Source organism: Paenibacillus sp. JT22N15, from assembly GCF_059383755.1.
Window position 1 is genome coordinate 277,926 of sequence record NZ_JBXENV010000009.1, and the last position, 25,730, is coordinate 303,655.

At 50.3% G+C, this 25,730-nt stretch carries 24 protein-coding genes; 11 read left to right on the top strand and 13 right to left on the bottom strand.

Annotated elements, in window-relative coordinates:
• Positions 1 to 55: 55 nt before the first annotated feature.
• The gene (locus AC50X8_RS19510; RefSeq protein ID WP_494861064.1) at positions 56 to 1,924 is read right to left on the bottom strand and encodes an LTA synthase family protein; all 1,869 of its coding nucleotides are present in this window, start codon (positions 1,922 to 1,924) and stop codon (positions 56 to 58) included.
• Positions 1,925 to 2,195: 271 nt separating this feature from the next.
• Between AC50X8_RS19510 and AC50X8_RS19515 the strand changes: the two genes are divergently transcribed.
• Positions 2,196 to 3,152, top strand: coding sequence for a M15 family metallopeptidase (locus tag AC50X8_RS19515; RefSeq protein ID WP_494881018.1), 957 nt, complete (start codon positions 2,196 to 2,198; stop codon positions 3,150 to 3,152).
• A gap of 106 nt (positions 3,153 to 3,258) precedes the next feature.
• Here the strand turns inward: AC50X8_RS19515 and AC50X8_RS19520 are convergent, their stop codons facing one another.
• Positions 3,259 to 3,426, bottom strand: coding sequence for a DUF1540 domain-containing protein (locus tag AC50X8_RS19520; protein WP_494881020.1), 168 nt, complete (start codon positions 3,424 to 3,426; stop codon positions 3,259 to 3,261).
• 60 nt (positions 3,427 to 3,486) lie between these two features.
• Between AC50X8_RS19520 and AC50X8_RS19525 the strand changes: the two genes are divergently transcribed.
• Positions 3,487 to 4,452, top strand: a complete 966-nt coding sequence (locus tag AC50X8_RS19525) for a nucleoside hydrolase (RefSeq protein WP_494881022.1) — start codon at positions 3,487 to 3,489, stop codon at positions 4,450 to 4,452.
• Between the two features lie 442 nt (positions 4,453 to 4,894).
• Here AC50X8_RS19525 and AC50X8_RS19530 read toward each other — a convergent pair whose 3' ends face one another.
• Positions 4,895 to 6,211: a deoxyguanosinetriphosphate triphosphohydrolase family protein gene (locus AC50X8_RS19530; RefSeq protein WP_056036644.1), complete on the bottom strand. Its 1,317-nt coding sequence runs from the start codon at positions 6,209 to 6,211 to the stop codon at positions 4,895 to 4,897.
• A 147-nt stretch (positions 6,212 to 6,358) separates the two neighbouring features.
• On the opposite strand from AC50X8_RS19530, the gene cls reads away from it, so the two are divergent.
• The 4 genes from cls to AC50X8_RS19550 all read left to right on the top strand — a co-directional run bounded on the left by cls (position 6,359) and on the right by AC50X8_RS19550 (position 11,260).
• The gene (gene cls, locus AC50X8_RS19535; protein WP_494861060.1) at positions 6,359 to 7,804 is read left to right on the top strand and encodes a cardiolipin synthase; all 1,446 of its coding nucleotides are present in this window, start codon (positions 6,359 to 6,361) and stop codon (positions 7,802 to 7,804) included.
• Positions 7,805 to 8,365: 561 nt separating this feature from the next.
• On the top strand, positions 8,366 to 8,755 hold the full coding sequence (locus AC50X8_RS19540; protein ID WP_056036648.1) for a Fur family transcriptional regulator: 390 nt from the start codon (positions 8,366 to 8,368) through the stop codon (positions 8,753 to 8,755).
• Entirely contained in the window at positions 8,737 to 9,588 is an 852-nt protein-coding gene (locus tag AC50X8_RS19545) for a winged helix-turn-helix transcriptional regulator (RefSeq protein WP_494861058.1), read from the top strand. Before AC50X8_RS19540 ends, AC50X8_RS19545 begins: the two co-directional genes overlap by 19 nt.
• Before the next feature lie 172 nt (positions 9,589 to 9,760).
• Entirely contained in the window at positions 9,761 to 11,260 is a 1,500-nt protein-coding gene (locus tag AC50X8_RS19550; RefSeq protein ID WP_494861056.1) for a catalase, read from the top strand.
• Between the two features lie 181 nt (positions 11,261 to 11,441).
• On the opposite strand, the gene AC50X8_RS19555 is transcribed toward AC50X8_RS19550, so the two are convergent.
• Positions 11,442 to 12,365 carry a methyltransferase domain-containing protein gene (locus AC50X8_RS19555; RefSeq protein ID WP_494881024.1) on the bottom strand — a complete coding sequence of 308 codons (924 nt, stop codon included), beginning with the start codon at positions 12,363 to 12,365 and terminating at the stop codon, positions 11,442 to 11,444.
• Between the two features lie 440 nt (positions 12,366 to 12,805).
• Between AC50X8_RS19555 and AC50X8_RS19560 the strand changes: the two genes are divergently transcribed.
• Entirely contained in the window at positions 12,806 to 14,392 is a 1,587-nt protein-coding gene (locus AC50X8_RS19560; RefSeq protein ID WP_494881026.1) for a hypothetical protein, read from the top strand.
• A 103-nt stretch (positions 14,393 to 14,495) separates the two neighbouring features.
• On the opposite strand, the gene AC50X8_RS19565 is transcribed toward AC50X8_RS19560, so the two are convergent.
• The 3 genes from AC50X8_RS19565 to AC50X8_RS19575 are packed head-to-tail and all read right to left on the bottom strand — an operon-like array spanning position 14,496 to position 18,555.
• Positions 14,496 to 16,346 (bottom strand): ABC transporter ATP-binding protein, encoded by a 1,851-nt coding sequence (locus tag AC50X8_RS19565; RefSeq protein WP_494881028.1) that lies wholly within the window; start codon positions 16,344 to 16,346, stop codon positions 14,496 to 14,498.
• Positions 16,339 to 18,084 (bottom strand): ABC transporter ATP-binding protein, encoded by a 1,746-nt coding sequence (locus AC50X8_RS19570; RefSeq protein WP_494881030.1) that lies wholly within the window; start codon positions 18,082 to 18,084, stop codon positions 16,339 to 16,341. Before AC50X8_RS19570 ends, AC50X8_RS19565 begins: the two co-directional genes overlap by 8 nt.
• Before the next feature lie 12 nt (positions 18,085 to 18,096).
• Positions 18,097 to 18,555 carry a MarR family winged helix-turn-helix transcriptional regulator gene (locus AC50X8_RS19575; protein WP_056036661.1) on the bottom strand — a complete coding sequence of 153 codons (459 nt, stop codon included), beginning with the start codon at positions 18,553 to 18,555 and terminating at the stop codon, positions 18,097 to 18,099.
• A 357-nt stretch (positions 18,556 to 18,912) separates the two neighbouring features.
• Here AC50X8_RS19575 and AC50X8_RS19580 point away from each other — a divergent pair, with 357 nt between their 5' ends.
• On the top strand, positions 18,913 to 20,004 hold the full coding sequence (locus AC50X8_RS19580) for a hypothetical protein (protein WP_494881032.1): 1,092 nt from the start codon (positions 18,913 to 18,915) through the stop codon (positions 20,002 to 20,004).
• A 119-nt stretch (positions 20,005 to 20,123) separates the two neighbouring features.
• Here AC50X8_RS19580 and AC50X8_RS19585 read toward each other — a convergent pair whose 3' ends face one another.
• The 3 genes from AC50X8_RS19585 to AC50X8_RS19595 form a co-directional block, all read right to left on the bottom strand.
• On the bottom strand, positions 20,124 to 20,264 hold the full coding sequence (locus AC50X8_RS19585; RefSeq protein WP_494861523.1) for a Txe/YoeB family addiction module toxin: 141 nt from the start codon (positions 20,262 to 20,264) through the stop codon (positions 20,124 to 20,126).
• Positions 20,265 to 20,268: 4 nt separating this feature from the next.
• A complete protein-coding gene (locus AC50X8_RS19590) occupies positions 20,269 to 20,496 on the bottom strand; it encodes a type II toxin-antitoxin system RelB/DinJ family antitoxin (protein WP_494861043.1) in 228 nt (75 codons plus the stop codon).
• A 216-nt stretch (positions 20,497 to 20,712) separates the two neighbouring features.
• A complete protein-coding gene (locus AC50X8_RS19595) occupies positions 20,713 to 20,853 on the bottom strand; it encodes a hypothetical protein (protein WP_494881034.1) in 141 nt (46 codons plus the stop codon).
• A 203-nt stretch (positions 20,854 to 21,056) separates the two neighbouring features.
• Between AC50X8_RS19595 and AC50X8_RS19600 the strand changes: the two genes are divergently transcribed.
• The 3 genes from AC50X8_RS19600 to AC50X8_RS19610 all read left to right on the top strand — a co-directional run bounded on the left by AC50X8_RS19600 (position 21,057) and on the right by AC50X8_RS19610 (position 23,569).
• A complete protein-coding gene (locus AC50X8_RS19600; RefSeq protein WP_235533186.1) occupies positions 21,057 to 21,539 on the top strand; it encodes a CcdC family protein in 483 nt (160 codons plus the stop codon).
• A 43-nt stretch (positions 21,540 to 21,582) separates the two neighbouring features.
• The gene (locus AC50X8_RS19605; protein ID WP_494881036.1) at positions 21,583 to 22,926 is read left to right on the top strand and encodes a DUF2252 domain-containing protein; all 1,344 of its coding nucleotides are present in this window, start codon (positions 21,583 to 21,585) and stop codon (positions 22,924 to 22,926) included.
• A gap of 97 nt (positions 22,927 to 23,023) precedes the next feature.
• Positions 23,024 to 23,569, top strand: coding sequence for a glutathione peroxidase (locus tag AC50X8_RS19610; protein WP_056036666.1), 546 nt, complete (start codon positions 23,024 to 23,026; stop codon positions 23,567 to 23,569).
• Positions 23,570 to 23,703: 134 nt separating this feature from the next.
• Here the strand turns inward: AC50X8_RS19610 and AC50X8_RS19615 are convergent, their stop codons facing one another.
• The 3 genes from AC50X8_RS19615 to AC50X8_RS19625 are packed head-to-tail and all read right to left on the bottom strand — an operon-like array spanning position 23,704 to position 25,688.
• Entirely contained in the window at positions 23,704 to 24,114 is a 411-nt protein-coding gene (locus AC50X8_RS19615; protein ID WP_494881038.1) for a hypothetical protein, read from the bottom strand.
• 51 nt (positions 24,115 to 24,165) lie between these two features.
• Positions 24,166 to 24,462, bottom strand: a complete 297-nt coding sequence (locus AC50X8_RS19620; protein WP_235533188.1) for a glycosyltransferase — start codon at positions 24,460 to 24,462, stop codon at positions 24,166 to 24,168.
• Positions 24,459 to 25,688, bottom strand: coding sequence for a hypothetical protein (locus AC50X8_RS19625; RefSeq protein ID WP_494881040.1), 1,230 nt, complete (start codon positions 25,686 to 25,688; stop codon positions 24,459 to 24,461). The genes AC50X8_RS19620 and AC50X8_RS19625 overlap by 4 nt, the downstream gene beginning before the upstream one ends.
• Positions 25,689 to 25,730: the final 42 nt, after the last annotated feature.

Genomic DNA, 25,730 nt, shown 5'->3' on the forward strand with positions numbered 1-25,730 from the left:
AGCGGCAGGCAGGATTAGAGCATTATGCTCTGATCCCGCCTGCCGCTTATTTGCGTCATTTCTGCGGTTCGCGGTCTGGCAGCTGGCTAACGTAGCTGTCGGAGAGCTGGAGCAGCTCCAGCGCGCGGTTGTATTCATCCTCGGTTGCTTTCTTGGCGCTTTCCATGCCATCGCCTGCGAGCGGGTGATGGGTGCCATCGTCGTAGCCGCTGCCGGACAGGAATAGCTCTTTGCTGCTGACAAAGGAGCCTGTCGGCAAATAATAGCGCTGTGGCAGCAGGTTATACGAGCTGCTGTTCAGCAGATCTTGGCCGAAATGAATTTGCTTATCCAGCGAAACACCAAGCAAGTTCGAAACCGTCGGCAGCAAATCAACCTGCCCGCCAAGCTGGTCAAACTCCTTCGGCGAGGTAATGCCCGGAGAAGCAATAATAAGCGGAATATTAATCATATCGGTATAGCTGTACTCATAACCGTAAATTTCTTCCATTAGCGCTTTATCATCGCGATCCAGCGAATAAATCGGCAAGCCCAGATGGTCGCCGTATAACACGATTAGGCTGTCATCCCAGAGGCCGCGCTGCTTGAGATCGTCAATAAATTGGCCAAGCACGTAATCCGCATAGTTCTGGGCGCGAATGTAGTCGCCGACGAACGTGCCCTCGTAACGCTCAGGCAGCTCCATTTTATACTTCGTATCCGGTATGGTGAAGGGGTGGTGAGCGGTCATCGAAATGACTTGAGCATAAAATGGCTGTTCCTTGCTATCCATTTTCTCCAGCTCAGCCGCTGTTTTCTTATAAAGCACCTCATCGGAAGCGCCGAAAAACACCGTATCGTCCTCACCGAAAAAGGCTTTATCATAATAGCGATTGAAGCCAAGCGCCTGATACAGCTCGCCACGGTTCCAAAACTCCACGACATTCGTATGGAACGTCGCCGTATCATAGCCGTTTTCCGTCAAAACCCGCGGCAGGCTCGGCAGCACCTTGCCAGCATACACTTGGGTAGCTGCGCCATTAGGCGGAATATAATAGGACGTGTTTACAATGAATTCAGCATCAGACGTATTGCCCTGACCCACGCCTTGGTAAAAATGCTTGAAATAATAGTTGTCCTTCGCCAGCTTATTCATATTCGGCGTAATTTCCTTGCCGTCAATGGTGAGGTCGATGAGGAAATTTTGGAATGATTCCAGCTGGATAATAATTAGGTTTTTGCCTTTGGCAGCCCCTTGCAGCTGCGGCGCAGCGACAGGCTCAAGCGTCTTGAGGCTGTTGATCTTCTCCTGCGTAATGGTAGAGGAATCAACAAGCTCGGGTTCTTTTTTGCCAAAAATCGTATAGGCCTCATAATTCAGGATGCCCATTTGCTCGGCTTTCACAATTTCATTCATGCTCGCGCTATTCGGCAAAATGTTGAATAGGCACAGGCCGAGCGATACCGCGAAGACGGTCGTTAGCATTCTTTTGCTCACACGAGTCTGGCTGGCGGTTTTCCAATACTGCGCCTTCTGCTTGCGAACGAGAAAATAAAACATAAGGATTACATCAATAAAGACGAGTAAATAATACGGGTCCATCAGTGAAAATACGCTGTTGCTAACCGCCGTTACCTGATTGACCTGCTTTAGGGCAGAGGTGGTGACGATGACGCCGTAATATTTATAGTACATCAGCACAGCAAAGAGAATGGCTGTTATTAGCAAATTCGCTGTTAAATAATACGTCAGCTTGCGTTTTGTTGCGAACCACTCAATGAGGCAAAAGACGATTAACGCAAATGGAACCTCCTTGAACAAGGTGCTCCACGACGGGCTTCCGAATACAACCATCCAAGTAAGAAAGCTTTTGAAAAGAACAATAATGGAGAAAACAATAATCGGTCTGGTGCTGAACAGACGTTTTGGTGCAGATAAAGTCAAAGTATCGCCTACCTTCCCTCGACAAATTAAGGCCGAGTCCCTCGTAAATTTACGATAAATTCATACTTATTATGCCTCTTCCTATAGTAGAATGTCAAAATGCAAAATTAGCCCTATGCCGCATATTCGCGGAGGAGGCTCACAAAAATTACATAGGAAATTTCGGCAACCTTTTAAGACAGATTGAAGTCTATTAGGTATAGTATAAAAAGAACAGACTAATCGTTTATTACCCTTTTTCCTGTAAATTAAACCATATAAGGAGTGCATCATGAAGAGAAAACGCAGAAGAGCGGTCGTTATTTTGTTATCTTTATGCCTAATTGCGATGGCTGTTATAGTAATTGTGAAGTTTGATAAAACGGCGGCTCAAGCGCCAGGTGATACAGCGGCAGTTGTTGCGCCAACAGTGGAAGCGAGTGCCGAGGTGGACGCTTCGCCATCCGTATCGCCGATCGAGGAAAGTACGACGCCGGAGGCGACAGAAACGGCAACAGCAGAAGAAACGCAAGAGGCAACGCCTGCTCCTACACCATCTCCGACTGTGAAGCCGACCCTAGAGCCGACAGCAACGCCGAAGGCAACAGCAAAGCCTTCCAGCGGCAGCTCTTCTGGCGATTTGGATGAAGGCTTAGCCGTTGTAGCAGAGCCGGAAAGCGTCACGGCGCTAGTGAATAAGCAAAACAAGCTGCCGGATGATTACGAGCCTTCCGAGCTGGTATATCCGGATGTGGCATTTATTTTCAGCGAGAAAATCGATAAGCGCAAAATGCGCAAAGTAGCGGCGGACGCTTTGGAAGAGCTGTTTGCAGGAGCGAAGAAGGACAAAATTTATTTAGCGGGTGTGTCGGCCTACCGTTCGCAAGCGACCCAAAAGGCGCTGTTCGACCGTTATGTGAAAAAGGATGGCCTGGAGAAAGCCAGAACGTACAGTGCTATCCCGGGGACGAGTGAGCATCAGACGGGACTTGCGATTGACGTGTCTGGAAGCGACGGCAAATGTGCAGCCGAAAGCTGCTTTGGCGGTACGGATGAAGCGGTATGGCTGGGCAAGCATGCCTATGAATATGGCTTTATAATCCGTTATCCTGAAGGCAAAGATAAAATTACCGGCTACAAATACGAGCCGTGGCATCTTCGTTATGTAGGCAAGGCGTTGGCGAAGGAATTGACGGATAACGACGAGACGCTCGAGGAATATTACAACGCCATTCCAGTAAGCAAATAATAGCGGAAATGCAGCGTTTACCGAGTCTGGGCATAAGCTCAGGCGGGTAGACGCTGCTTTTTTCTGTGAAAATATTGCCGCTTTGCTATCTGTTTGAGAACGATATCTAGATCTTTGCCTCGAATGTGCGGCAGTCTGTTTCCGCAGATTCGGACGCCCGCTTGCCGCGGTTGCTTGCTACAAAAATCGAAGCAGCTCCGCAGTGGTTGCCGGCGGTCAAGAACTTGCAGGAATTGACGAAAGCACAATACGTCCTTTGCCATTGACAGCTCACCTCCTCAGCTTTAGGATGGACAAATTAAGGATCAATTTATACAAGTGAAGGGAATGGATGATGATGGGGACCAGGCTTTATTACAATCATGATGCGGGAGTAGATGATCTCGTTTCTTTATTTCTAGTTTTGCAAATGAAAGAGGTAGAGCTAGTCGGTGTATCGGTCATCCCGGCTGATGGCTATTTGGAGCCCGGCATGAAAGCCAGCCGCAAAATCATTGACCGCTTCGGACGCGGCGATGCCTCGGCAAGCGTCGAGGTAGCGAGATCCAATTCTCGCGGGCGCAATCCATTTCCTGCGGAATGGCGGATGCATACCTTTTTCGTCGACGCGCTGCCGATCCTTAACGAGCCGGAGCAGATTAAGACGCGTGAGGCGGAGCTGCCGGCCCATCTTCATATGATTGAAGCGATTCGCGCCTCGGATGAGAAAACAACGCTGCTGTTCACTGGACCGCTGACGGATTTAGCCCGTGCATTAGATGAGGCCCCGGATATTGAAGCGAAAATCGAGAAGCTCGTCTGGATGGGCGGAACGTTCAATGAGAAAGGTAATGTGCAGGAGCCGGAGCATGATGGTACCGCAGAGTGGAATGCGTTCTGGGACCCGGAAGCGGTAGAGCGGGTATGGGCCAGCGAAATTCCGATCTTCCTCGTTGCTTTGGAAAGCACGAATAAGGTGCCGCTGACGGTGCCGATTCGCAATCGCTGGGCTTCGCTGCGCCGTCATGAGGGTATGGATTTTGTCGGGCAATGTTACGCCGCCTGTCCGCCGCTTGTATATATGGAGACGAATTCGACGTATTACCTGTGGGATGTTCTAACAACGGCAACGGTGGGCGATTCAAGCCTCGTCTCGATGAAGACGGTCCACAGCAAGGCGATCGCGCATGGCCCCAGCCAAGGGCGCACCATAGAAGCGGCGGATGGCCGTCCGGTCAGCCTCGTGTACGATGTGGAGCCGGAGCGTTTCTTCGACTATATAACGGAGCTGGCTTGCAGAGCTGAGATTAATCCGGCTTAAGAAGGCTGTCCAGCGGAAATTTTAGAAACAGGAAGGATACTTGGTTTGCTTTTGCTGCATTGTTTTTGCTGCATCTTACAATGTAAGAGTGACTGTGAATAAAACGTTTCAAGACTTGTCGTGCGGTTTATTAATATGAAGAGGCTTCCGAATTCATTTTAGAAAAAAGAAAGAGATGAGGCAGACGCGCTTCATCTCTTTTTTGCTTAAGTAACATGCTTAAGCGGCATATTTAAAATGTTTTTCTAGAAGCATGGTGAAAAAGGCGGAGCGGAATGAAAAGATTGGACTGGAGAAGCGTTAGCGTTCGTTTTTGCCCTTGAATGTCCACCTGTGGTGGCTCATTCGATGACATTCAAGGGCAATGACGATCGGAAGCCAATCTTTTCATGCAGCGCAGCCTCTTTTTTCACCAATGCTAGAACGACGCTTTAAATTAACGCTAGTCCATTTCATAGATCGAGCCCGATTTGCTAGCATAAAGCTCAGCGTAGACCTTCTCCGCATAAGCATCGGTCATGCCGGAAATATAATCCGCGACGAAGCGCGGCCAAGTCCAGTTTTGCTTATGCTGCTCATAATTGGCAATCCAGTCTGGCGGAATGATGAGCCGTCCGTGCTCGGGGATGCGGAAGCTCTCCCACAGTCTGCGGATCATAATTTCGCTGCGTTTTTGCAGTCGTTGGACGCGGAAATCTTTAATCAGCGTCACCCATGCCAGCTTCTTGAGAATTTCCATCGTCCGCAGCAGCTCCAGATCCTGCTGTCCATCCTTGACGAAGGTAACCTTCTTCCAGCCTGGTGTAGAGGAGTCAATAATGCCGACCTTTCCGGCAAAAACGCTGACCCAGCGCGCTTTCATCTCCCTGCGCGTGCGCGACGTTTCCTGATCGTACAGCGCATACAGCTCTTCCCATTGCTCCAAATAAGCGGCGAGCACCTTCTTCACCATCGCGGGAATGTCCACCTGATGCCAGCCAACCTCCATATTGCCTTGGTCCTCAACAATTTCCTGTACCAGATGGTCAATCAGGCGCTGATCTTCAAAAAACGTACGATTCATCTGGATTTTGCCTGCACGGATGCCATCCTCAATATCATGGGTGGAATAAGCGATATCATCGCATAAATCCATCAGCTGTGCTTCGAGGGTGGAACGGCCCTTGGGCATTTTCCAAGAATGGCGCAGCTGCTCAATATCTGCCCATTCGGAGCTGTACAGCCCTTTAAGACGTCCGGGCTCATCCAGCGAATAAGGGTATTTATTCGTAGCCAGCAGCACGGCTGCGGTCAGATCAAGCCCGCTGCCGCTGCCGGCGCGCTTCTCCAGAAACATGAGGATGCGGAAGTTTTGCGCATTACCTTCATAGGTCATGCCATGCTCTTCATGAAGCAGGTGATCGAGCACCTCTTCGCCTTTGTGGCCGAATGGCGGATGGCCCAGATCATGGGCCAGCGCCGCAATTTCGACGACGGCGGGATCGAGCATCAGGCCGGGATGTTCTTTTTTAGCTAAAAAGGCATATTGCTTGCCCAGTCTCCGCGCAACCTCACGGGCGATTTGGGAAACTTCAAGCGAGTGCGTCAGCCGCGTGCGGTAATAATCGCCAGAACCAGCGCCGAACACCTGTGATTTTCCCTGCAGCCTGCGAAAAGCGGGGGATTGAATCAAGCGGGCATAGTCCCGTTCATATTCGTCTCGTTCTTCACTGAAAGTTCCCAGCGCAGGTTCGTCCAATCGTAGCTTGCGTAAGTCCATTGTTGTTCCTCCCATGCCGCTCCAGCAGTTCTTTTGAAAAATTGTAGCATACTTTCATGTTTGAACATATACCGCCCATAGAGTATGATTTGATTAATTATAAAAAAATGTGCATGTTGTAAATGGCATAACGGGGGAGCTTTAGCGATGACTACGTATCAAGACTTTTATTTCATCTTCACCTTGCTGAATATATTGCTCGCTTTCGCCCTTGTCTTCTTGGAGAGACGCAACGTCAGCTCTACTTGGGCTTGGATTATGGTACTATCTTTCATTCCTGTATTCGGTTTTATTCTTTATTTGATTCTCGGCCAGCAGCTGCGCAAGCGCAAATTGTTCAAGCTGCTCGGAGACAGCCAGCGCATCATAGAAGATACCGTGGATCGGCAGAAGCTTCAGCTTCAGGATCGCAATACTGTTTTTCATGATGCCGAGACGAACGACTACCGGGATATGATTTTTATGAATTTGGTCAGCAGCTACGCCTTGTTCTCGCAAAATAACGCCATTCGCATTTATACCGAGGGCAACGAAAAATTCGACGCGCTGATTGCGGATATCTCCTCCGCAGAGCATCATATTCATCTGGTGTATTACATTGTGCGTAATGATGTGCTGGGCAACAGGCTGCTCAGAGCGTTGGTAGCGAAAGCGCAGCAAGGCGTAGAGGTCAAGTTTCTCTATGATCACATCGGGAGCTCGGGACTGCCGCGGTCGTTTTTCAACAAGCTGCGGGAAGCAGGCGGCAAAGCGCAAGCCTTTTTCCCCTCGCGCATTCCTTATGTAAATTTAAAGCTGAACTATCGCAATCATCGCAAGCTGGCTATTATCGACGGCATGACCGGCTATATTGGCGGATTTAATGTGGGAGACGAATATTTGGGCTTGGACAAGCATTTCGGCGAGTGGAGGGACACGCATTTGCGGGTGAATGGACATGCGGTGCATCAAATGCAGGCACAGTTTCTCATGGATTGGAATCTCGCGTCGTCAGGCACGGTGGAGCTGAATAGCAGCTATTTTCCGGTAATCAAAGAAGGCGGCGGCATTGGGATGCAGGTTGTAGCCAGCGGCCCAGATTCCGAGGATCAGCAAATTAAAGATGCTTATATTAAAATGATTTATTCGGCAAAACGGTCGATTTGCTTGCAGACGCCTTATTTTGTGCCAGACGAAAGCTTAATGACCGCCCTGAAAATTGCCGTCCAATCCGGTGTGAAGGTGCAGGTTATGATTCCGAAAAAACGCGATCATTTCTTTGTTTATTGGGCGACCCGCGCTTATATTGCCGAGCTGCTGGCAGGCGGCATTGAATGCTATTTGTATGAAAAAGGCTTCCTGCATGCCAAAACAATTGTCATCGATGGCAAGATCGCTTCGGTGGGAACAGCGAATATTGATATTCGCAGCTTTAAGCTGAATTTTGAGATGAACGCTTTTATTTATGAGGAAAGTACAGCGGGACAATTAAAGGAGATTTTCGAGGTGGATATTGAAAATAGTATCAAGCTACAGAAAGACGAGTTTGCAAAACGTCCGCTCTTTGAACGCTTCAAGGAGTCGATCAGCCGGCTGCTCTCACCGATTCTGTAGGCAGCATAAAGGGATTCCGCTTATCGATGATAACCGGAATCCCTTTAACTTTCTGACTCACTTCTATTCAATTTATTCAAACGCTCCATTCCAAAGTTCGCATTTCCATGTACAACTTCCATTCATTATTGCACTTGCCATAACCGAATGAACTCTCATTGAAAACCAAACTATCAAAGTTAAGTATTGCTTGAATTATTGGTATTGCTAGACTGGGTGACGGTGCAACCTTCTCGCTTGCTCATTATGGTGAGTTCCCGCATGTCCGGATGATCCTTGCAATCTCCTCTCCGTTTAAATGGGTGACATGCTTCGCTTACGCTACTCCAACGGGCTATCCCCTCTCGATTAGGATAGGTACATCATATCTTATTATTTGAAATTTGTAAATATTCAGAATATTACAATTCCTTATTTTTCGCAAAATGATTCCAAAGTCTTGAGCACTTGGATTCAGCTTGATTTTGGCAATAGGCCATAAGGGCATAGAGGTGGGGTTGACTGATTTTGACAACATAATTATACTTAGTCTAAATCAAAAATTGAAGGAATGAAGGCCTTATGGCAAAACTAAACTTAACGGTTCAGCGCAAGGCGATTTTGGACGTGATCCAGCAATCTCACGACCATCCGGCAGCAGCTGATATTATTGAACGTTTGCGGAGCAAAGGCTTTAACTTTGCTTACGGAACGGTATACAATTCGCTTCGTTATTTAACCGATGCAGGGGTGATCCGCGAGCTCAAGCTTGGTGAGGCGGTTAGCCGTTACGATGGGCGTACGGAAGAGCACCAGCATGTCATGTGCAGCAAATGTGGGCGTATTGAAGAAGTGATGATTGAGGTGCCGCAGGAATGGACGCGCCGAGTTGCGGAGGAAACGAGGTTCATTATTCACCATTCACATATTGTGTTAGAGGGGGTTTGCGAGTCATGCGCGAGCCAATCGTAACGAATGAGGACAAACAGACAGCTTTAAATGGAAATAAGCTTGCCGGGCTGAATCAGGACGGCTTTGAGCCGGGTTTCACGGAGCAGGCGGACGCAGATATGCTGCTGGAAGGTGCGGTCTGCTCCATGACGAAGCGGGTTATGGTTGTCAGTCCGTTCCCGCAGCGGGTGCATAGCCTTCTGCAGCTGCTTGCCGCAGATTGCTTTGATCTATTTACGCTGCACGATTTGAATAGAGCGTTCGTGCATAGTTTGCAGCCCGAGCTGCTGATCTATGATGCGACGCCGTATGTCCAAGGCCACACGGATGCGGTAGAAGCGCTGCAGGCTGCTTTGCAGCACACGGCCCATCTTAAGGGAGTGCCGATTTTGTTCCTCGCAGGCGCTTCGGCAGGGGTGATCCGCCATCTGCTGCCTGATGCCGCAGCTATGATTGAATGGCCGGCAGTGCCGCAGGAGGCCGTTAACCAAATCAACCGCATGATGGAGCAGCAGCCGCAATCGAGCCCAGTGGTCGTATCCGGCTACCATTATAAAGATCTGACGGTCGATCTGAAAAGAATGGCCGTTTTCCGCGGCGAGCAGCGCATTGATCTGACAAAGACAGAATACGATCTGCTGCTCATGTTTATTACGTCCGACGGCTCCGTGCTCTCACGCGAGACGATGTTCGATTCCGTATGGGGCAGCCAGTTTCTCGGCGGCAGCAACGTAGTAGATGTGCATATTAAGTCGCTCCGCAAGAAGCTGAAGGACAGCGCAGTAGCGCCGAAATATATTGTGACGGTGCGCGGCGCGGGCTATCGGCTGGCGGATGAGGCAGCTTCATCTTAATGAAAATACCACTGGGGGTATAGCAGCCCTCAGTGGTATTTTTTATATGAAATGGTGTTCATCCGATCTTCATCATACGTTCATCTAAAATTCATGACAGGCATCGTTTGGTCTCGCTATAATAAGGTTAAATATTTAGACCAAGTCTAAATCCAACTCGGAGGTAATAACGATGACCAATAAGACGAATGTAACGAATACGAATCATCAATCTAATGCGAACTACATGACGACCAATCAAGGCGCGCCTGTTGCCGATAACCAAAATTCGCGCACGGCCGGACAGCGCGGCCCTACGCTGCTGGAGGACTATCATCTGCTGGAGAAGCTGGCGCATTTTGACCGCGAGCGTATTCCAGAGCGGGTTGTCCATGCCAGAGGCGCTGGCGCGCACGGCGTATTCCGCGTAGAGAACAGCATGGCTGCTCATACGAAAGCTCATTTCTTGCAGGAGGCGGGAGTGGAGACGCCGGTATTTGTCCGGTTTTCGACCGTCATTCATGGAACGGGTTCACCTGAGACGGCGCGTGATCCGCGCGGCTTTGCGGTGAAGTTTTATACGCAAGAGGGCAATATGGACATTGTGGGCAACCATCTTCCGGTATTCTTCATTCGCGATGCGATGAAATTTCCGGATATGGTGCATTCACTGAAGCCGTCGCCGCAGACGAATGTGCAGGAGCCTGGCCGCTATTGGGATTTTATGACGCTGTCGCCGGAATCGACGCATATGCTGACATGGCTGTTTTCCGACGATGGCACGCCTGCGACCTACCGGGAAATGGATGGCTTTGGCGTGCATGCGTTCAAGTGGATTAATGCCGAAGGCAAGCTGACCTACGTGAAATACCACTGGAAATCGAAGCAGGGGGTGCGCAATTTCACCGCTGAGGAGGCTTCGGAGATGCAAGGGCGCGATTTTAACCATGCGACAAGGGATTTGCACGATTCCATTGCAAAAGGAGATTTCCCGGAATGGGATTTGCATGTGCAGCTGCTGCCTCCTGAGCATATGGAGCGCTACTCCTTTGATCCGCTCGATCCGACCAAGACGTGGCCGGAGGATATGTACCCGCTGCATAAAGTCGGTACGATGACACTTGATCGCAACCCGGAAAATTATTTTGCCGAGGTAGAGCAGTCGGCATTCTCGCCGAGCGCTTTGGTGCCGGGCATTGAGCCGTCGGAGGACAAATTGCTGCAAGGCCGTTTATTCTCCTATCCGGATACGCAGCGTTACCGTCTGGGCGCGAATTATTTGCATATTCCAGTCAACTGCCCGTATGCGCCTGCCCGCAACCATCAGCGTGACGGAGCGATGACGATGAAAGCCGATTCCTCCAGCGTCAATTATGAGCCGAACAGCTTGAGCACAAGCCCGCAGGAAGCTGGGCAGGACCACGCCGACCATGCTGTTCCTGTTCACGGCTTTGCCGGTCGCCAGAAAATCGATAAAACCGATGATTTTACGCAGGCAGGCGAACGTTATCTTTCCCTTGCGGAACCACAGCAGGACAACTTGGTGAAAAATTTGATCAATGATTTGGGGCAGACGAACGCGGATATTCAGCTGCGTGCCATTTGCAACTTTTTCCGGGCCAACGTGGAGCTGGGGATGAGACTGTCTGAAGGGCTGGGCGTAGATATTCGCAAGCATATGCCGCAGCGTTAAGCAGACTCAGGGTACAGCGGAAAAGGATGCTTTTATATGGAATAGAAGAATGAAGCAGCAGACAAATGGCAGAAAAAAGGCAAGAAAAACAGGCGGGTACCCTGATCAATGGGGGCTCCGCCTGTTTGCTTTTATTTATTTTCCTCCTGCATCAAGCAGTTGGGAAATTATGCTGCAGTTGCTAGTAAACAGCCGTTTTTCTCCCCCCAATGATGACCGTCAAGTCGACTGTTACTTCAAGCGTAGGCCTCTGTTTTATTTGCTTTACAAGCGATTCTTTCATTCTCCAGGACAATGGCGTCATAGCAATGAAAGGCTCAATCAGCGGCTGGTGCAAAAGAAAGCGGTAGTGCAGCCGCCGGCTGCCCAGCACTTCAAAATATTCGCTAAAACGCTCTATAGTCGCAAGATTATCGTAAACGTTCCTCTTAAGATTCGTGCTGTGACTGCTATCCGTGCTGTTGTATAGCAAGGAGCGCAGCTCCTTTAAATAATCAGGTCCAGGAAAAACTTTAATGACATTGCCTGTATCAGCAAGCAGCCGCTGGAACTCGGCATAATTGGAAGGTGATAGGATATTGACGATGAAATCAAAGGAGTGGTCGGCAAATGGGCTGTAAGCCAAGTCTGCGACGCACCAGAATGCTTCGCCGTTATTTTTCGAAGCAAGCGCTATTGCCTCCTTGGAAATATCTAGGCCTGCCGCCAGCACCGCAGTATCTGAATTGCGGCTGAGCTGCTGCTGAAGCACGGACAAATGCGAGCCTTCCCCGCATCCAGCGTCCAGCAGCCTGATAGGCCCAGTCCGATCCTGCCATGAGCCGTTTATGCTCTCGGAAATATGGGAGAGGACGGGAGCGAAGAAGCCGCTGTCCATCACCTTTTTCCGCGCCTCGAATAGCGTTTTTTCGTATTTTGTACGCACAGGGCGGCTTAGAAAATGGACATAGCCATGCTTCGAAAGATCGTAGCTATGCTTGCTGCTGCACACCAGGCTTCGACCGTCCCGCAGCTGCATGGAGCCTGTGCACATCGGGCAGCGGAGCAAATTGGAATAAGCGGGGGAGTTTAACGCCACCGCGAGCTTTTTTCTATTTTCACGCATTGCAAAAAGCACCTCATTCATTTGATTTGAGTAAATGAAAGTAGGCACAGATAAATAAACCTAGCTCCTTTGCACGAAAAAAGCTTGGCTCATCCTTCTGTACCTCTCATTAACGCAAACGAATGAATTTGATGATCATGCCGAGTTAACACTCCCACTGATGAATTTGAACGCAGAAGCTGCCGAAAGGCGCTTCCCTCAATAGATTATAGCAAAAAATCAACGAGCCTTCTCCTGATCAATATCGGGAAAAGGCTCATTTATTGGAGTGGACAGGTTTTTTGATGAGTACTCCACTAAGGAGCAATGCTTCCATCGCGAAGGGGCGGAAATCAAAATTCCTATTTTCACAAACTTTATAAAGGTGTTGTAATAAATGCGTTTTATGGTTAATATTGTTTCGGAAATGGCGATTATAAAAGAACGGGATGTGAACAGCGATGAGTACTGAGAACCCGTATGCCGGGCATGTAGTTCCAACCAATAATGATAGCGAGACTACAGGATCAAAGGTTTATACGCTAGTTTCTTTGATTGTTTTGGGTATCGGTTTATTGATGGCATTGGTTGGCTTTGGAAAAGAAATCATGATGAGCATGAAGGATTATAAACCGTTTGCTGGCACGACGGACTCGGCTTGGGTGGGGCTTCAACATTTGCGAGCTTTAATGGAATCATCTGAGTTTATGCATGTCGTAGGCAACACAGTCACCTTTAACCTGAAGTTTGCGGGCCTCGTATTTGTGCTTGGGGCTCTAGCGGGGTATGCCCTGCTTGCCTTGCCTTCCAAGGTGCGGCAGGGAGTCGTTATGCTGGGAGCCTTGATTGTTTTTGTGCCTGCTAGCGTCTACAGCCATTGGTGGATGTATGTGCTTGGCAGCGAGCCATTTTTGCAGGAATCGGTAATGAGCATTCTGCATCCGCTGCTCAGCGCTTTGAAATATGCGGGTATACCTATCGCTATCATCTTTGCTGCGGGTGAGGGCCGGAGCCGCAGGGATGCTTGGCTGCCAGTCAAAGGGGCAGGCCTGTTTGCCCTCTCATCGCTTGCCTTTATAGGCAGCGGTTTGTTTTCCATGACCTTTCTGTTGTCGAATCCGGTGACTATGGGCTCAACGGATGTGTTGGACATGTATATATTAAGATCAGGACTGATGCAGGCCAACTTCAGTTCCAGCGCCGCCGCCAATGTGCTGCAAATGCTGCTGTCAGCCGTGTCTTTGCTGCTCCTGTTCATTCCGCTGCGCCTGCTTTACAAGGCGACTTTCCTCGGAGAACGAGAGCTAGAGAAAAAGGTTGGTTATGCGGGACGCGCCATTACAGCAGCTGTGGTTTTTGCACTATTTACAATCATTTATTTTCTGCCTTACTGGGTGGAAGGCGGCTCGTTTGAGCCATTGCCAGAGCAGGGATGGCCGTCTTTTGGCTCCTCTATTTTATTATATTTCCTCATTTCGCTGGCAGGAGCGATTCCGCCGGCCGTGATTGCAATGGCGATGGCTGGGGCCTTTAGATCCAAGCAAAAAATAATCGTGTGGTCAGCTTCTATTGCCCTTTCAATTATTACCCTGTTAACCATTCAACCGTTTAAAATATCCAGTTATATGACCATTCGAGAGATGGGAATGTTGAATACGTTGTTTGCCGTTGTAACAGTCACCAGCTTCTCGGCAGCGGCAGTTTGGGCGGTCGCCGCTGTGCTGCGGCTGGAGGCCAAGCTGTCTATTCTCACGCTGCTGTCCGCTGCAGGCGGCATGCTGCTGCTTCAAACAGCACTGAATTACGGCAACTTCGTGCCTTCCTATCTGTACATTACAGATACTCATCGGTCGCCTGTAATGATGTTTATGCAAATGACACGAAGCGCGGAGATACTCAGCCAATCAGGAGAGGCAGTCATGAGAACAATTGGGGGGCTGTACGGCTATTGGATTGCCCTGCCGCCATTGCTCTTGTATGTGGCCGCGCATATGTTCCTTCCCAAACGGCAGCTGCTGCTCATTTTGTCAGGCGGGTTAAAAAAGTAGAAGCAGCTGAGAACGATTTTATCAAATAGGCAAACCATGCTGAAAATAAACCAAAGGCGAGCGGAGTGATCTCCGCTCGCCTTCTTTGCCCTTGCTTGCGGCTCTAGCCGCTGCGCTGGAACTGGCTCATATACAGCTCATAGTAGAAGCCCTGCTGTTCTAATAGCTCGTCATGCGTGCCGCGCTCTTTAATGCCGCCGTCCGCAATGACGAGAATTTGATCCGCCTGGCGAATCGTGCTGAGACGGTGGGCGATCACAAAGCTGGTGCGCCCTTCCATCAGCTTGCGCATGGCGGCCTGTATATGCATTTCCGTCCGCGTATCAATGCAGCTTGTCGCCTCATCCAGAATGAGGATGGACGGATCGGCAAGCACAGCGCGGGCGATGGTCAGCAGCTGCCGCTGCCCTTGGCTGAGGTTGCCGCCGCCAGCGGTGAGCGGCGTATCATAGCCCTGAGGCAGCTTGCTGATAAAGCTGTGGGCGTTCGCGAGCCGCGCTGCTTGCTCAATCTCCGCGTCGGAGGCGTCCAGCCGACCGTAACGCAAATTTTCACGAACGGTATCGGAGAACACATAGGCATCCTGGAGCACAATGCCAAGCTGGCGGCGCAGGCTGTTTCGGTCCAGCTCGCGAATATTGGCATCATCGATTGTAATTTTGCCATGGTCAATATCATAAAAGCGCGTTAGCAAATTAATGATCGTTGTTTTGCCGGCTCCGGTCGGACCAACGAGAGCGATCATCTGTCCAGGCTTGGCCTCGAGCGATACATGGCTCAAGATCGGATGGCCTTCGCGGTAGCTGAACGATACGTCGTCGAAGCGGACATGGCCGCTGCATGCTGCAAGCTGCTTGGTGCCATCGCCTTCGTATTCCGTATCGGTATCGATCAGCTCAAATACGCGCTCGGCGCTCGCCACAGCAGATTGCAGCAAGTTAAACTGATTCGCAAGCTCGTTCAAAGGGCGCTGGAATTGCTTCGAGTAGTTCAGGAAGCTGACAATGATGCCGACGGTCGTCCAGTGATGCAGCGCCATCCAGCCGCCAACGGCAGCGATAAGGGCAAAGCTGAGATTGTTCATGACGTTCATGAAGGGGCCGATTGTTCCTGAATAAATTTGCGCTTGAATGCTCGCATTCGTCAGCTCGCCGTTCATTTTATCGAATTGCTCCGCAGCCCGCTGCTCGCGGCGGTACACCTGCACCACCTTTTGCCCGGCTACCGTTTCCTCAATAAAGCCATTCAGCTCGCCCAAATGCTGCTGCTGCTTGGAGAAGAAACGGCGGGTGAAGCCCGCCACCTTCTTAGTGAACAACAGCACGAACGGTATCGTTACCATGCTAAGCAGGGTCAGCCATAGATTGAGCGACAGCATAATGGCGAGTGATCCGGCAAGCATGATGACGCTGGACAACAGCTGCGTGACGCTTTGGCTGAGCGTACTGGACACATTTTCAATATCGTTCGTTGTTCGGCTCATCAGCTCGCCGTTCGTCTTGCCGTCGAAGAAGCGAAGCGGCAGCAGCTGCAGTCGGCCGAACAGGTCGCGGCGCATGTCCAGCACCGTATTTTGGGATGCGCTCACAACCAGCTTCTGCTGAAGCCAGGTCAGCACAGAGCTGCCTGCATATACAGCAAGCAGCAGGAAGCATAGCGACAGCAGTCCGTCATAGCTGCGCGGAATGATGTATTGGTCGATGGCGTGGCCAATGAGATACGGCGCGGCGAGCGACAGTAGCGTTGCGCCTATTGTTGCAAGCAGCACGCTTATTAACGTTGTGCGGTAGCGGCTCAAGTAGTTCCAAATACGGCGCAGCGTCTGGAGCGTATTTTTGGGCTTGGCTTTTGCGGTTGGAATGCCCGGAGGACCGCCGCGCATCCCAAGGTTCGGCAGAGCCGGCGCTGACGCTGGCGGGCGCTCACTAGGAGAGAAATGCTTAGAATCAGCCATGAACGGTCGCCTCCTTGCCAGCCTGCGACTGGTAAATTTCTTGATAAAGCTCAGAGGTGCGCAGCAGCTCGTTATGGGTGCCCTCTGCGGCAATTTGCCCGTCATCGAGCACGATAATATGATCGGCGTCGATGACGGAGGAAATGCGCTGCGCGATCATAATGCTGGTGCGTCCGTGCATCAGCTGCCTCAGTGCCGCTTGGATCTTCGCCTCCGTTCCCATATCGATGGCGCTCGTGCTGTCATCGAGAATGAGCACCGATGGCTGGAGCAGCAGCGCACGAGCGATCGACAGCCGCTGCTTCTGCCCGCCGGACAAATTGACGCCGCGCTGGCCAAGCTGCGTGTCGTACCCTTCGGGAAGGCGGGTAATAAAATCATGCGCCGCCGCTGCCTTGGCGGCGGCAAGCATTTCGGCTTCGGTGGCCTCTGGCTTGCCGAAGCAAATATTTTCACGAATGGTGCCCGTGAACAAAATCGACTCCTGAAGCACGATGCCAATATGGCTGCGCAGGCTATTAAGCTCAATGTCGCGCACATCAACACCGTCCAGAAGCACGCGCCCTTGTGTGGCTTCGTACAACCGAGGAATCAGGCTGACTAGCGTAGACTTGCCTGATCCGGTTGCTCCAATCAAAGCGAGCTTCTGTCCCGGCTTAGCTGTAAAGCTAATGTCGCGCAGCTCATACGCCTTCTCTGCCGCAGCTATGCCCGCATAAGCGAATGAAACATGCTCGAACGCGACTTCTCCCGTTGTATCGTTATGTTGGGCAGCCGATTCGGCTGAGCGAATTTCCGATGACGTGTCAAGCACCTCCTGCACGCGCTGTGCAGAAACCTTCGCCGTCGAGAAGCGGACGAGCATCATCCCAATCATCGACAGCGACATCATAACCTGTGTCACATAATTAATAAAAGCAATTAAATCGCCGACGGGCAGCGTACCTTTTTGCACATCAAGACCGCCATACCAGAGCACGGCAGCAATCGCCGCATTCAAAATAAAAGTGAGAATCGGCATATTAATGGCGACCAATTGCATCGCCTTAATAGCCGAGCCCGTATAATCCCGATTCGCACGGCCAAACCGCTCGTTTTCATAGGTGGAGCGGACAAATGCTTTGGCGACCCGGATGCCGGTAAAGTTTTCTTGCAGCACCGTATTTACCGCATCCAGCTTCGACTGCATGCTCGCAAACAGCGGCAGAGTAGAGCGAATCAGCGCAAACATAACGATGAACAGCAGCGGAACGACAATGGCGAGAATGAGTGCCAGCTTCGGGCTAATAGTAATCGTCATAATAATGCTGCCGATGGCCAGCATTGGCGACCTGACAAAAATGCGCAGCAGCATCTGCACCATCGTCTGGAGCTGGACAATATCACTCGTAAGCCGCGTAATCAACGATCCGGTCTTAAGCTCATCCAGGTTTCGGAAGGAAAACGTCTGTACCTTGCGGAACAAATCGCCGCGCAGATCGGCTCCGAATTTTTGCGAGGCAATGCTGGAGTATACGGTGCAGCCAACCCCGCCAATCAGGCCAACTAATGCGGCTGCAAGCATATATAAGCCTGTTATTTTGATATGGCTTAAATCGCCTTTAATGATGCCTTCATCGACAATGCTCGCCATCAGCTTAGGCTGGAGCAGGTCCATGCATACTTCCAAAACCATCAGCAATGGGGCAAGCAATACAGCGACCCAGTGAGGTTTTAAATATCGCGCAAGCTTGAACATCGTCCACTTCCTCTAATCCTGATTTCCCTCGGCAGGGTTCATCGCGTTTATATTATCGCCAATTCGGTGCAGCATCCCTTTGAGGATTTGTTTTTCTTCCTCGCTGAAGCCTTGCAGCGACTGCTCCTCCAGAAGGTGAAGCGTCTCGCGCAGCTTGCCAAGCATCGCTTTTCCTTTGTCGGTCATAAAAATGCGCGACACGCGCTGATCACGTTGATCGGCTTCCCTGCGGACAATGCCGTTCTTCTCCATCCGGTTCAGCATCACGGTCAGCGTTGCCGCTTTAATATCAAGCTCCTGTGCCAGCTCGTTCTGGCTTCGTCCCGGTCCACGCTCCAAGGCGAACATCAGCGGCGGCTGCCCCGGATAAAGATCATAATCCTGGAGCTGGGCATGCAGCTGCTTCTGATGCTGACGGGTTAAATGGCGGAAAATCCGCGTAATATGGTCAGGCCCTCTGCGAAATGGCATAGCGGCACCCCTCTCTTTTTGAACATCATGCAGAAATTAGTTTGTCGACTAACTATATTTTAAAACGAGGCTGGAACCGCCGTCAAGCTTTATCCTTAGCGTCATGCAGCCTAATCCTAGTAATCATTGTGGTATTATAAAAAGTATTTTTGTATAAATTTGTATTGAATGTTATTGGTAACTATATTAAAATATGAATTGAGATTAACATAATTTCCTTATTTTATAACATAATTGATTGGAACCTAATAGGCAGATAAGGGAGGGGTATATTTTTTTAATGGGGAATAATCAGTTATGGTAGTTTTATGGGAATTTTACGGAAATGAAAAATCGAAAAAGATGGAGGAAAAGACAATGAAAAGAAAGTACGTGACTACGCCTTTTTTAGTTCTCATGCTGTTTTTCGTAATGGCTCTTCCTATTTCAGCCGAAGCCGTCACTTTTAATCAACCGGAATTGCTGCCCGCTGTTCAAGCAGAACCTGATTTAATCGGGGAAGTAGAAAGCATTCAAACCGATTGGGAAAGCGGTGTAGCGCTCAGTGCGTCCGATCTTTTGAAAAAACCGAATCCAGCGAATGCGGCAAGCCGCTTAAATTATAATGTGGAAGGAGATATCCTGTTCCATAGCAGCTCATTAACGGCGAGCAATCCGCAAAATTTTTATTTCTTTAGTTTGCCTACAGCACGCAGCATCATTTTTCGGACTCAATCTGCCAATGCCAGCTACCGTGTAGATTTGTACCAGATTGATTGGAGTACGGGAACGGCTTATCCGACAGGCATCGGCAATACAAGCGGCAATCTGACAGCTGCCAACAATTTGCCGGCTGCCGACTTTGGGCTATTAGTTACTTCTACGGGCACAGTAGGAGACACCTATACTATCCAGTCCAATGCTTCCGCTCCAAATGGCGCCATATCATATAATAGCGTTTCAAATCTTTTGCAATCCGTGGTATGGAAGTATTCGAATAATGATTTATATCTCAACAATAAGCAGGTTGCCAATACGACCAATGCTGCGAATACGAACCCGCAATTGGATTGGGAGAGAGAGTATTATTTTTCTTATGGAGGCAACTATCAATCACGCACTCATAGCATTTCAGATGCACGAGTGAATTATATTACAACGGCGGTAGACTATCATTCTACTTATGCAAGCTCCAACAATGCCGTACTTATAGTATTGAAGGAAGATACATTATTCACGTATCACTATTCGTCCTTCGCCTCTGGCCCTCCAACGCAGTATTTTCAAACCTTTGTTGATACGAAAGGGTATACAACGCCAAGACGATTTGGCTTGCTGGACATGCTCGGAAATCCCCAAATTTTAGTTTATGACTTGAATACAAACAAGGTTATTGATTTTGTCAGCGACTTAAATTTCTACTATGCTAATGGAATCGAGCCTGCGCCTACCGTTAATTACTATAACTAGATTCGTATAAATACTGCCTAGAGCTAGCATTGAATACAAGGCAGGCCATGACAAAAGCTATCCCCTACACCGTTTTTGAACGGCTTCAGGGATAGCTTTTTCTATTATTTGTTGAAGTACTATTTATCCCCATAATGTGTGCGAAAAGCATAAAATTCAATCATGCCATTTTGAATCCGATAGACTAATCGATTGGTATCATCAATGCGACGACTCCAATATCCGGATAGATCCCCGCGAAGCGTCTCTGGCTTTCCAATCCCTTCATAGCTCCATTTGTTGGATGGATTGCTTCAACCTTCTCAGGTTGGCCGGATTATAGAAAGGATCTGTTTGGGTTGTGATTTCAAAAGGAATTCCACCTTGGCGTATGGACTGACGAACAAAGATATTTACCGCCGTAGTCATATTCAGCCCCAAATCCGAAAATAGAGACTCCGCCTCTTTTTTGAGGTCTTCATCCATACGAATATTGATATTGGTTTGTGCCATTTTCAACACCTCTTTCTATTAATATTATTTACAGTGTATTATATATTATGTACATTATGAATACATTGTGCGCATTATTCTATCTTTTGATTAAAAATGATTGCCATGGTTTAACGGATTGAATGAACGCGCACCAGTTGAATAAGTGAGCGTTGATTGCATAGCTTTTTCTATTATTTGTGGTTTCAATGCTGTTGTTACAAATAAAGGCCCTATCTAATCATCCTCCTCCAGCAGCTCGGTCAGCTCGGCGCGGTATGCATCGTCTGCTGTTTTGTGAACCGTGCCGTATGGATGCTCGGCAGGCGCATAGATGCTGTGAATTTGGCCTGTTCGCGAATACGATTTTGGCGCCAAAGCGGGGCGTTTGTCTCACAACCGCCCTGGGTTCCTTATTTCTCTTGTCACAAATGAACGCCATCCGAGGTGTTGACCGCTTCATTCAGAACGCGCTAGAACCAGCGGTTTTAAGAGATTAGACAATATTTGCAGCGGCCTGTTTTTTGAAGTAGGATAAAGAAAGAAAAGGCATTCTTTTAAGAGCAAGGGGGAAAAGGGCGGTGCAGCTGTCTACTGAAACGATTCAGGTAGGCTTCATTATAATGTCGGCTATCGCAGGGCTTATGCTCATCTTATTGCGTATCCGGGCAGGCAAGCAGCCGACTACCCTTCGTAAAATCATTATCCCGCCAGTCGGCATGTCGACCGGTTTTATGATGTTCCTGGCACCTATGACTCATATTCCATGGGGCTGGGGGGTCGCGGCATTCGGGACAGGCCTATTGATATTTTCTTTTCCGCTGGTCGTATCGACCCGGCTGGAGCGTATTGATGCCGATATTTATGTCAGGCGTTCCAAAGCTTTTATTTTCATCATGCTGACCTTATTCATTATTCGAATGGCACTGCACAGCGTTGTGGAGCAATATATGTCGATTCCGCAGACGGGGGCGATGTTCTATCTCGTGGCCTTCGGCATGATTATTCCGTGGCGGCTGGCGATGGTCAATGATTATCTCAGATTGTACAAGCTTTCTTCATAGATGGAGTCGGATAAAGGGTAGAGCTGCCTAAGGGGGAATCGAAATGGACGGATCATTGACAGAACGTGTAAAGCTTACGCAAAAGAGGCTTCGGAAACGGACGATTACAGCCGTTCTTAATGAATTTGATCATAAAATCATGAGACTGGGCAGCGAGAAGCGCGAGGAAAAGTACCGCAAGATGTCGCTAAGCCCGTTTTCCTTTTTTCGCGGCAGCGCCTATTTATTTTATATGGATGTCACAAGGGAATGGTTTCCCTATCACACGCCGGCAGAGCGACCGACCTGGATTCAGGGCGATTTGCATTTCGAAAATTTCGGGGCTTTCCGCAACGAGCAGGGGACGCTTGTCTATGATGTGAATGATTTTGACGAGGGCTATTTGGGCTCGTATTTATATGATTTGCTGCGCATGTCGGTCAGCATCGCACTTGTGGGCCGCATGAAAGGCGAGTCGGAGGAAGCCCAGAAGGAGCAAATGGAAGCTTATCTGCGCGCCTATGTAAAACAAATGTGGAAATTCGTTAAGGGCAAGGATGATCCGGCTTCGTTCACGATGGATGAAGGGCGGGCAAGCGGCAAGGTCAGGAAGCTGCTTCGCAAGCTGCAGAAGCGCCAGGAGCAGCATTTTTTGGAAAAGGTTACGGCGCTCGTTCAGGAGCATCGCAAGTTCGCCCATACGGAAGAAATCGTCGCTCCAACGGAAAAAGAGCGTGCTGCGCTTCTTGAGGCTTGGCCGCAATATGTGGAAAGCCTGCATGCTGATGATGCGCAGGAGGCTGCCCATTATCACATTAAAGATATAGCGGTTAAGCATGGCTCTGGAACAGCCTCGATCGGGCTGGACCGTTTTTATGTACTGATTGAAGCGGGCAGCAGCGAGCAAGGGCACGAGGATGATATTGTGCTGGAAGTGAAAGAGGTGCGCGTTGCGGTTCCGGCTTATTTTCTGCCCTATGATGATTCGTTCTGGACAGCGTTTGAGCATCAGGGCAAACGCGTGACGATGACCCAGCAGGCGATGCACCATGAGGCTGATCCGTATCTCGGTCACCTGACGATTGGCAACAGGCAGTTTTATGTGCGTGAGCGCTCCCCTTATAAGAAGCGGCTCAAGCTCGAATCGCTGGAGACCGCTGAGGATATGCGAATCGTGACAGAGACGATGGGCAAGCTGACCGCGAAGCTGCATGCCCGTGCAGATCGGGATGTGCAAAGCGGCGTTCTGGATTATCACAGCGAGCAGGCAATCGTTAAAGCGATGGGCAGTGACGAAGAGGCCTTTAGCCGCTTCATTGCAGAGTGGGCGATGTCCTATGCGGATCAAGTGGAGCAGGATTATGGGCTGTTTGTAGATTGGCTGGGCAATAAGTCCAATGCGGACTAGCGGATAGTGTGCTCCGCAACAGCTGCCAAGCGTGGAGGCAGACGGGAAAACAGGTTGGAAGACAGAAAAATAAACCTACTAATAGGAGTGTGCATTCATGTCTATTTACACTTATCAAGCGGATACGATAACAGGAAAGACGGTTAGCCTGGAGGATTATAAAGGCAAGGTTGTTATTATTGCTAATACGGCAAGCAAATGCGGCTTTACGCCACAATATGCTGATTTGCAAAAGCTTTATGAGCAGTACAAGGATCAAGGTCTGGAAATACTCGGATTCCCGAGCAATCAATTTGGCGAGCAGGAGCCGGGCGAAAACTCGGATGTACAAAGCTTTTGCCAGCTGAACTACGGCGTAACCTTCCCGCTGTTCGCGAAGACGGATGTGCGGGATGAAACAGCACACCCGCTATTCAACTATTTGACGGCAGAGGCGCCGTTTAACGGGTTTGATACAACGGAAGCAAGCGGCAAAATGCTAAGCGCATTTTTGACCGAAAAGCTGCCGCATTTTATGGATGGAGACTCGATCAAATGGAACTTCACCAAGTTCCTCATTGACCGTGAAGGCCGTGTCGTCAAGCGTTTCGAATCGACCGAGGAGCCGCTCAGCATGAAGGAAGATATTGAGAAGCTGCTATAAAAATGCTGCAATAAAAAAAGGAAGCGGCCTTCGTCCTAAGTTTCATCGGACGGAGGTCGCTTCCTTATTAAAGCCAGGGAAAGACCTCTGAAAAGGTTTCATAGCGTCAATGATTTGGAGCTAGGCTGCCCGTGTCATTCTCCCTTTGATATCCCTCGCTCCTCCCAGCGAACAAGCCGGGGGTTCGCATCAAGAATCGAGGCATAGTGGGCAAGGCTGCGCCATTTGCCATCCGGGTCAAGCTGCATATGCCGCTCATATTTGCGAAGGCGCTCCTCCGCGCATCCTGCCCAGCCGAAATGCTTGATGCGCAGTTCGGTCTGCGCTCCGGGAAGCGCGCAGCAGGTAAGCGGAAGACGAGGCGCATGCTGCGCCCATTGCGGGTAGGCATAATGGTAGCCTGGCAAGTAGCGAGCGAGCGCCACCGTCGGACGTTGATGCAAATTCCACAAGGCATCCTCCCGGTAATGCGTTGCTGAGCCCCAGAAATCATACTTTCGAAAAGCAAACCAGTCGTACTCGCCCTGATTAATCAGGCTCCGCATCTCAGCCTTGGCAGCATCCTCATAAAATTCGTCCGCATCGACCGCAAGCAGCTAATCCGGCTCGGTTTCTTCGGCTGCGCGCCAGAGCATTTGGCGCAGCCACCATTCGCAGCCGAACAACCGCTCCTCGTTTTCTACCAGCTTCACGACTTTGCGGCTGGCGCTGCATATCGCGACGGTTGCATCGGTGCTGGCATCGTCCACAATGACAATTTCATCGACGAAGCTGGACAGGTCGGCAAGCAGCGTCTCCAAATAACGGCCTTCCTCATTGCGTACCTGCATGATAGCGGTGAGCTTATTGCCTGATATTTTGCGCGGAATACGAAATGGCTCCAAGCCGCTCATGGCTGAACCTCCCTGCCGTGATGGTGCGCCTGCTCCATTACGATGCTATCGAGCTTGGCGAGTTCAATGATGCTGCTAAGTGCTTTGTTGTTAGTCTCCGCCGCGATAAGGCAGCTGTGAATCGCTTCATGGCGCTTGCCCTGCAGCAGCAGCACCGTGCTGGTCATCAGTTGAAACTGCTCGCGTTCAGCTATGCTGCCGAGCGGTTCCTTCGCCAGCAGCAGGTAGGCACATTCCAGTCTGCCGCTTTGCAAATAAAGCTCCGCAAGCAGCCTGCGGGCTTCCGGCTCGGCTTGCTGTGGCTCAAGCAGGGCAATCGCGGAGCGATAATCATCGTTGAGCCGGTACAGCAGCGCCTCGGCTAATAGGCGCTTGCCACCATCCAGCCATCGGAGCAGCCGCTCGCCCTGCCGCTGCTCCTCTTCGGTGAGCGCAGTATACAGATAGGTGCGCACCGCATCATCCGTCAATCCCAGCTCGAGCTGCATGGCGGAACGAAACCGATAAATATGCTGCAGCGCCTGCTCGCGCCCATCCAGCACTGCTTGCTCGAAGGCGGCGAGCAGCTCGCTCTGCGCTCGCAAGCTTTCGCCGATCAAGTAACGGTATAACGCATGGGAAAAAAGCTGATCCGCCAGCCGCTCTTTTCCTGCAGCAGACGGGCCAGCCGCACGCGTCTTGTCGGCTTGCTCCTCATGCCAAATCGCGCGGTAGCGCTGCTGCAGCCGTATGAGCGTCTTCGAGGCATAGCCGTCCAAATGCCATTCAATCGCTTGTCTCGCCAGCAGATCGGACGTTTCGTCGGTGCCATCAAGCAGAAAAACATCGTCACGGCAAAAGGCCTGCTCCAAATAATATGCCTCCGTATAGGCAATGACGAGCGTCGCCCGCGCGCACAGCCAACTGCGGTAGGAGCGCCATCGCTCTTCTTCCTGGGGCTCTGAATCGGGAAAGTAGGCAATCAGGCAACGCGTTGCCAGCGGTGCTGCAATATGCGTCCAGCAAGGATGGAGCACTAGCGCGCAAGTGCTGTCCCAATCCAGCTCAGGCAGACGAGCGAGCGATAGGGGAGCAATTGCTGAGGTGATTGCCCAGTCAGGGAGCGCATCCTCGGCGACCATGTAGATTTGGCGCTGCTTTCCGAGCTTAGCCAGCCAATCGCGCTCCGCCGCCGGGAACGCTCCAAAACGGCTGTAGGGAAAAATAACGATCGGCTTCCCAGTCATGATGTCTTCACCATCCGTTCAGGTTGCCCCAGCCTCTGGCAG

Excerpts from the sequence above, each read along its gene's own strand:
- AC50X8_RS19615 (WP_494881038.1), bottom strand. The coding sequence starts at position 24,114 with ATGCGGAGCCTGATTAATCAGGGCGAGTACGACTGGTTTGCTTTTCGA.
- AC50X8_RS19565 (WP_494881028.1), bottom strand. The coding sequence starts at position 16,346 with ATGGCTGATTCTAAGCATTTCTCTCCTAGTGAGCGCCCGCCAGCGTCA.
- AC50X8_RS19570 (WP_494881030.1), bottom strand. The coding sequence starts at position 18,084 with ATGTTCAAGCTTGCGCGATATTTAAAACCTCACTGGGTCGCTGTATTG.
- AC50X8_RS19610 (WP_056036666.1), top strand. The coding sequence starts at position 23,024 with ATGTCTATTTACACTTATCAAGCGGATACGATAACAGGAAAGACGGTT.
- AC50X8_RS19560 (WP_494881026.1), top strand. The coding sequence starts at position 12,806 with ATGAGTACTGAGAACCCGTATGCCGGGCATGTAGTTCCAACCAATAAT.
- AC50X8_RS19605 (WP_494881036.1), top strand. The coding sequence starts at position 21,583 with ATGGACGGATCATTGACAGAACGTGTAAAGCTTACGCAAAAGAGGCTT.
- AC50X8_RS19620 (WP_235533188.1), bottom strand. The coding sequence starts at position 24,462 with ATGAGCGGCTTGGAGCCATTTCGTATTCCGCGCAAAATATCAGGCAAT.
- AC50X8_RS19525 (WP_494881022.1), top strand. The coding sequence starts at position 3,487 with ATGATGGGGACCAGGCTTTATTACAATCATGATGCGGGAGTAGATGAT.
- AC50X8_RS19575 (WP_056036661.1), bottom strand. The coding sequence starts at position 18,555 with ATGCCATTTCGCAGAGGGCCTGACCATATTACGCGGATTTTCCGCCAT.
- AC50X8_RS19580 (WP_494881032.1), top strand. The coding sequence starts at position 18,913 with ATGAAAAGAAAGTACGTGACTACGCCTTTTTTAGTTCTCATGCTGTTT.
- AC50X8_RS19530 (WP_056036644.1), bottom strand. The coding sequence starts at position 6,211 with ATGGACTTACGCAAGCTACGATTGGACGAACCTGCGCTGGGAACTTTC.
- AC50X8_RS19625 (WP_494881040.1), bottom strand. The coding sequence starts at position 25,688 with ATGACTGGGAAGCCGATCGTTATTTTTCCCTACAGCCGTTTTGGAGCG.
- AC50X8_RS19590 (WP_494861043.1), bottom strand. The coding sequence starts at position 20,496 with ATGGCACAAACCAATATCAATATTCGTATGGATGAAGACCTCAAAAAA.
- AC50X8_RS19545 (WP_494861058.1), top strand. The coding sequence starts at position 8,737 with ATGCGCGAGCCAATCGTAACGAATGAGGACAAACAGACAGCTTTAAAT.
- AC50X8_RS19550 (WP_494861056.1), top strand. The coding sequence starts at position 9,761 with ATGACCAATAAGACGAATGTAACGAATACGAATCATCAATCTAATGCG.
- AC50X8_RS19555 (WP_494881024.1), bottom strand. The coding sequence starts at position 12,365 with ATGCGTGAAAATAGAAAAAAGCTCGCGGTGGCGTTAAACTCCCCCGCT.
- cls (WP_494861060.1), top strand. The coding sequence starts at position 6,359 with ATGACTACGTATCAAGACTTTTATTTCATCTTCACCTTGCTGAATATA.
- AC50X8_RS19515 (WP_494881018.1), top strand. The coding sequence starts at position 2,196 with ATGAAGAGAAAACGCAGAAGAGCGGTCGTTATTTTGTTATCTTTATGC.
- AC50X8_RS19540 (WP_056036648.1), top strand. The coding sequence starts at position 8,366 with ATGGCAAAACTAAACTTAACGGTTCAGCGCAAGGCGATTTTGGACGTG.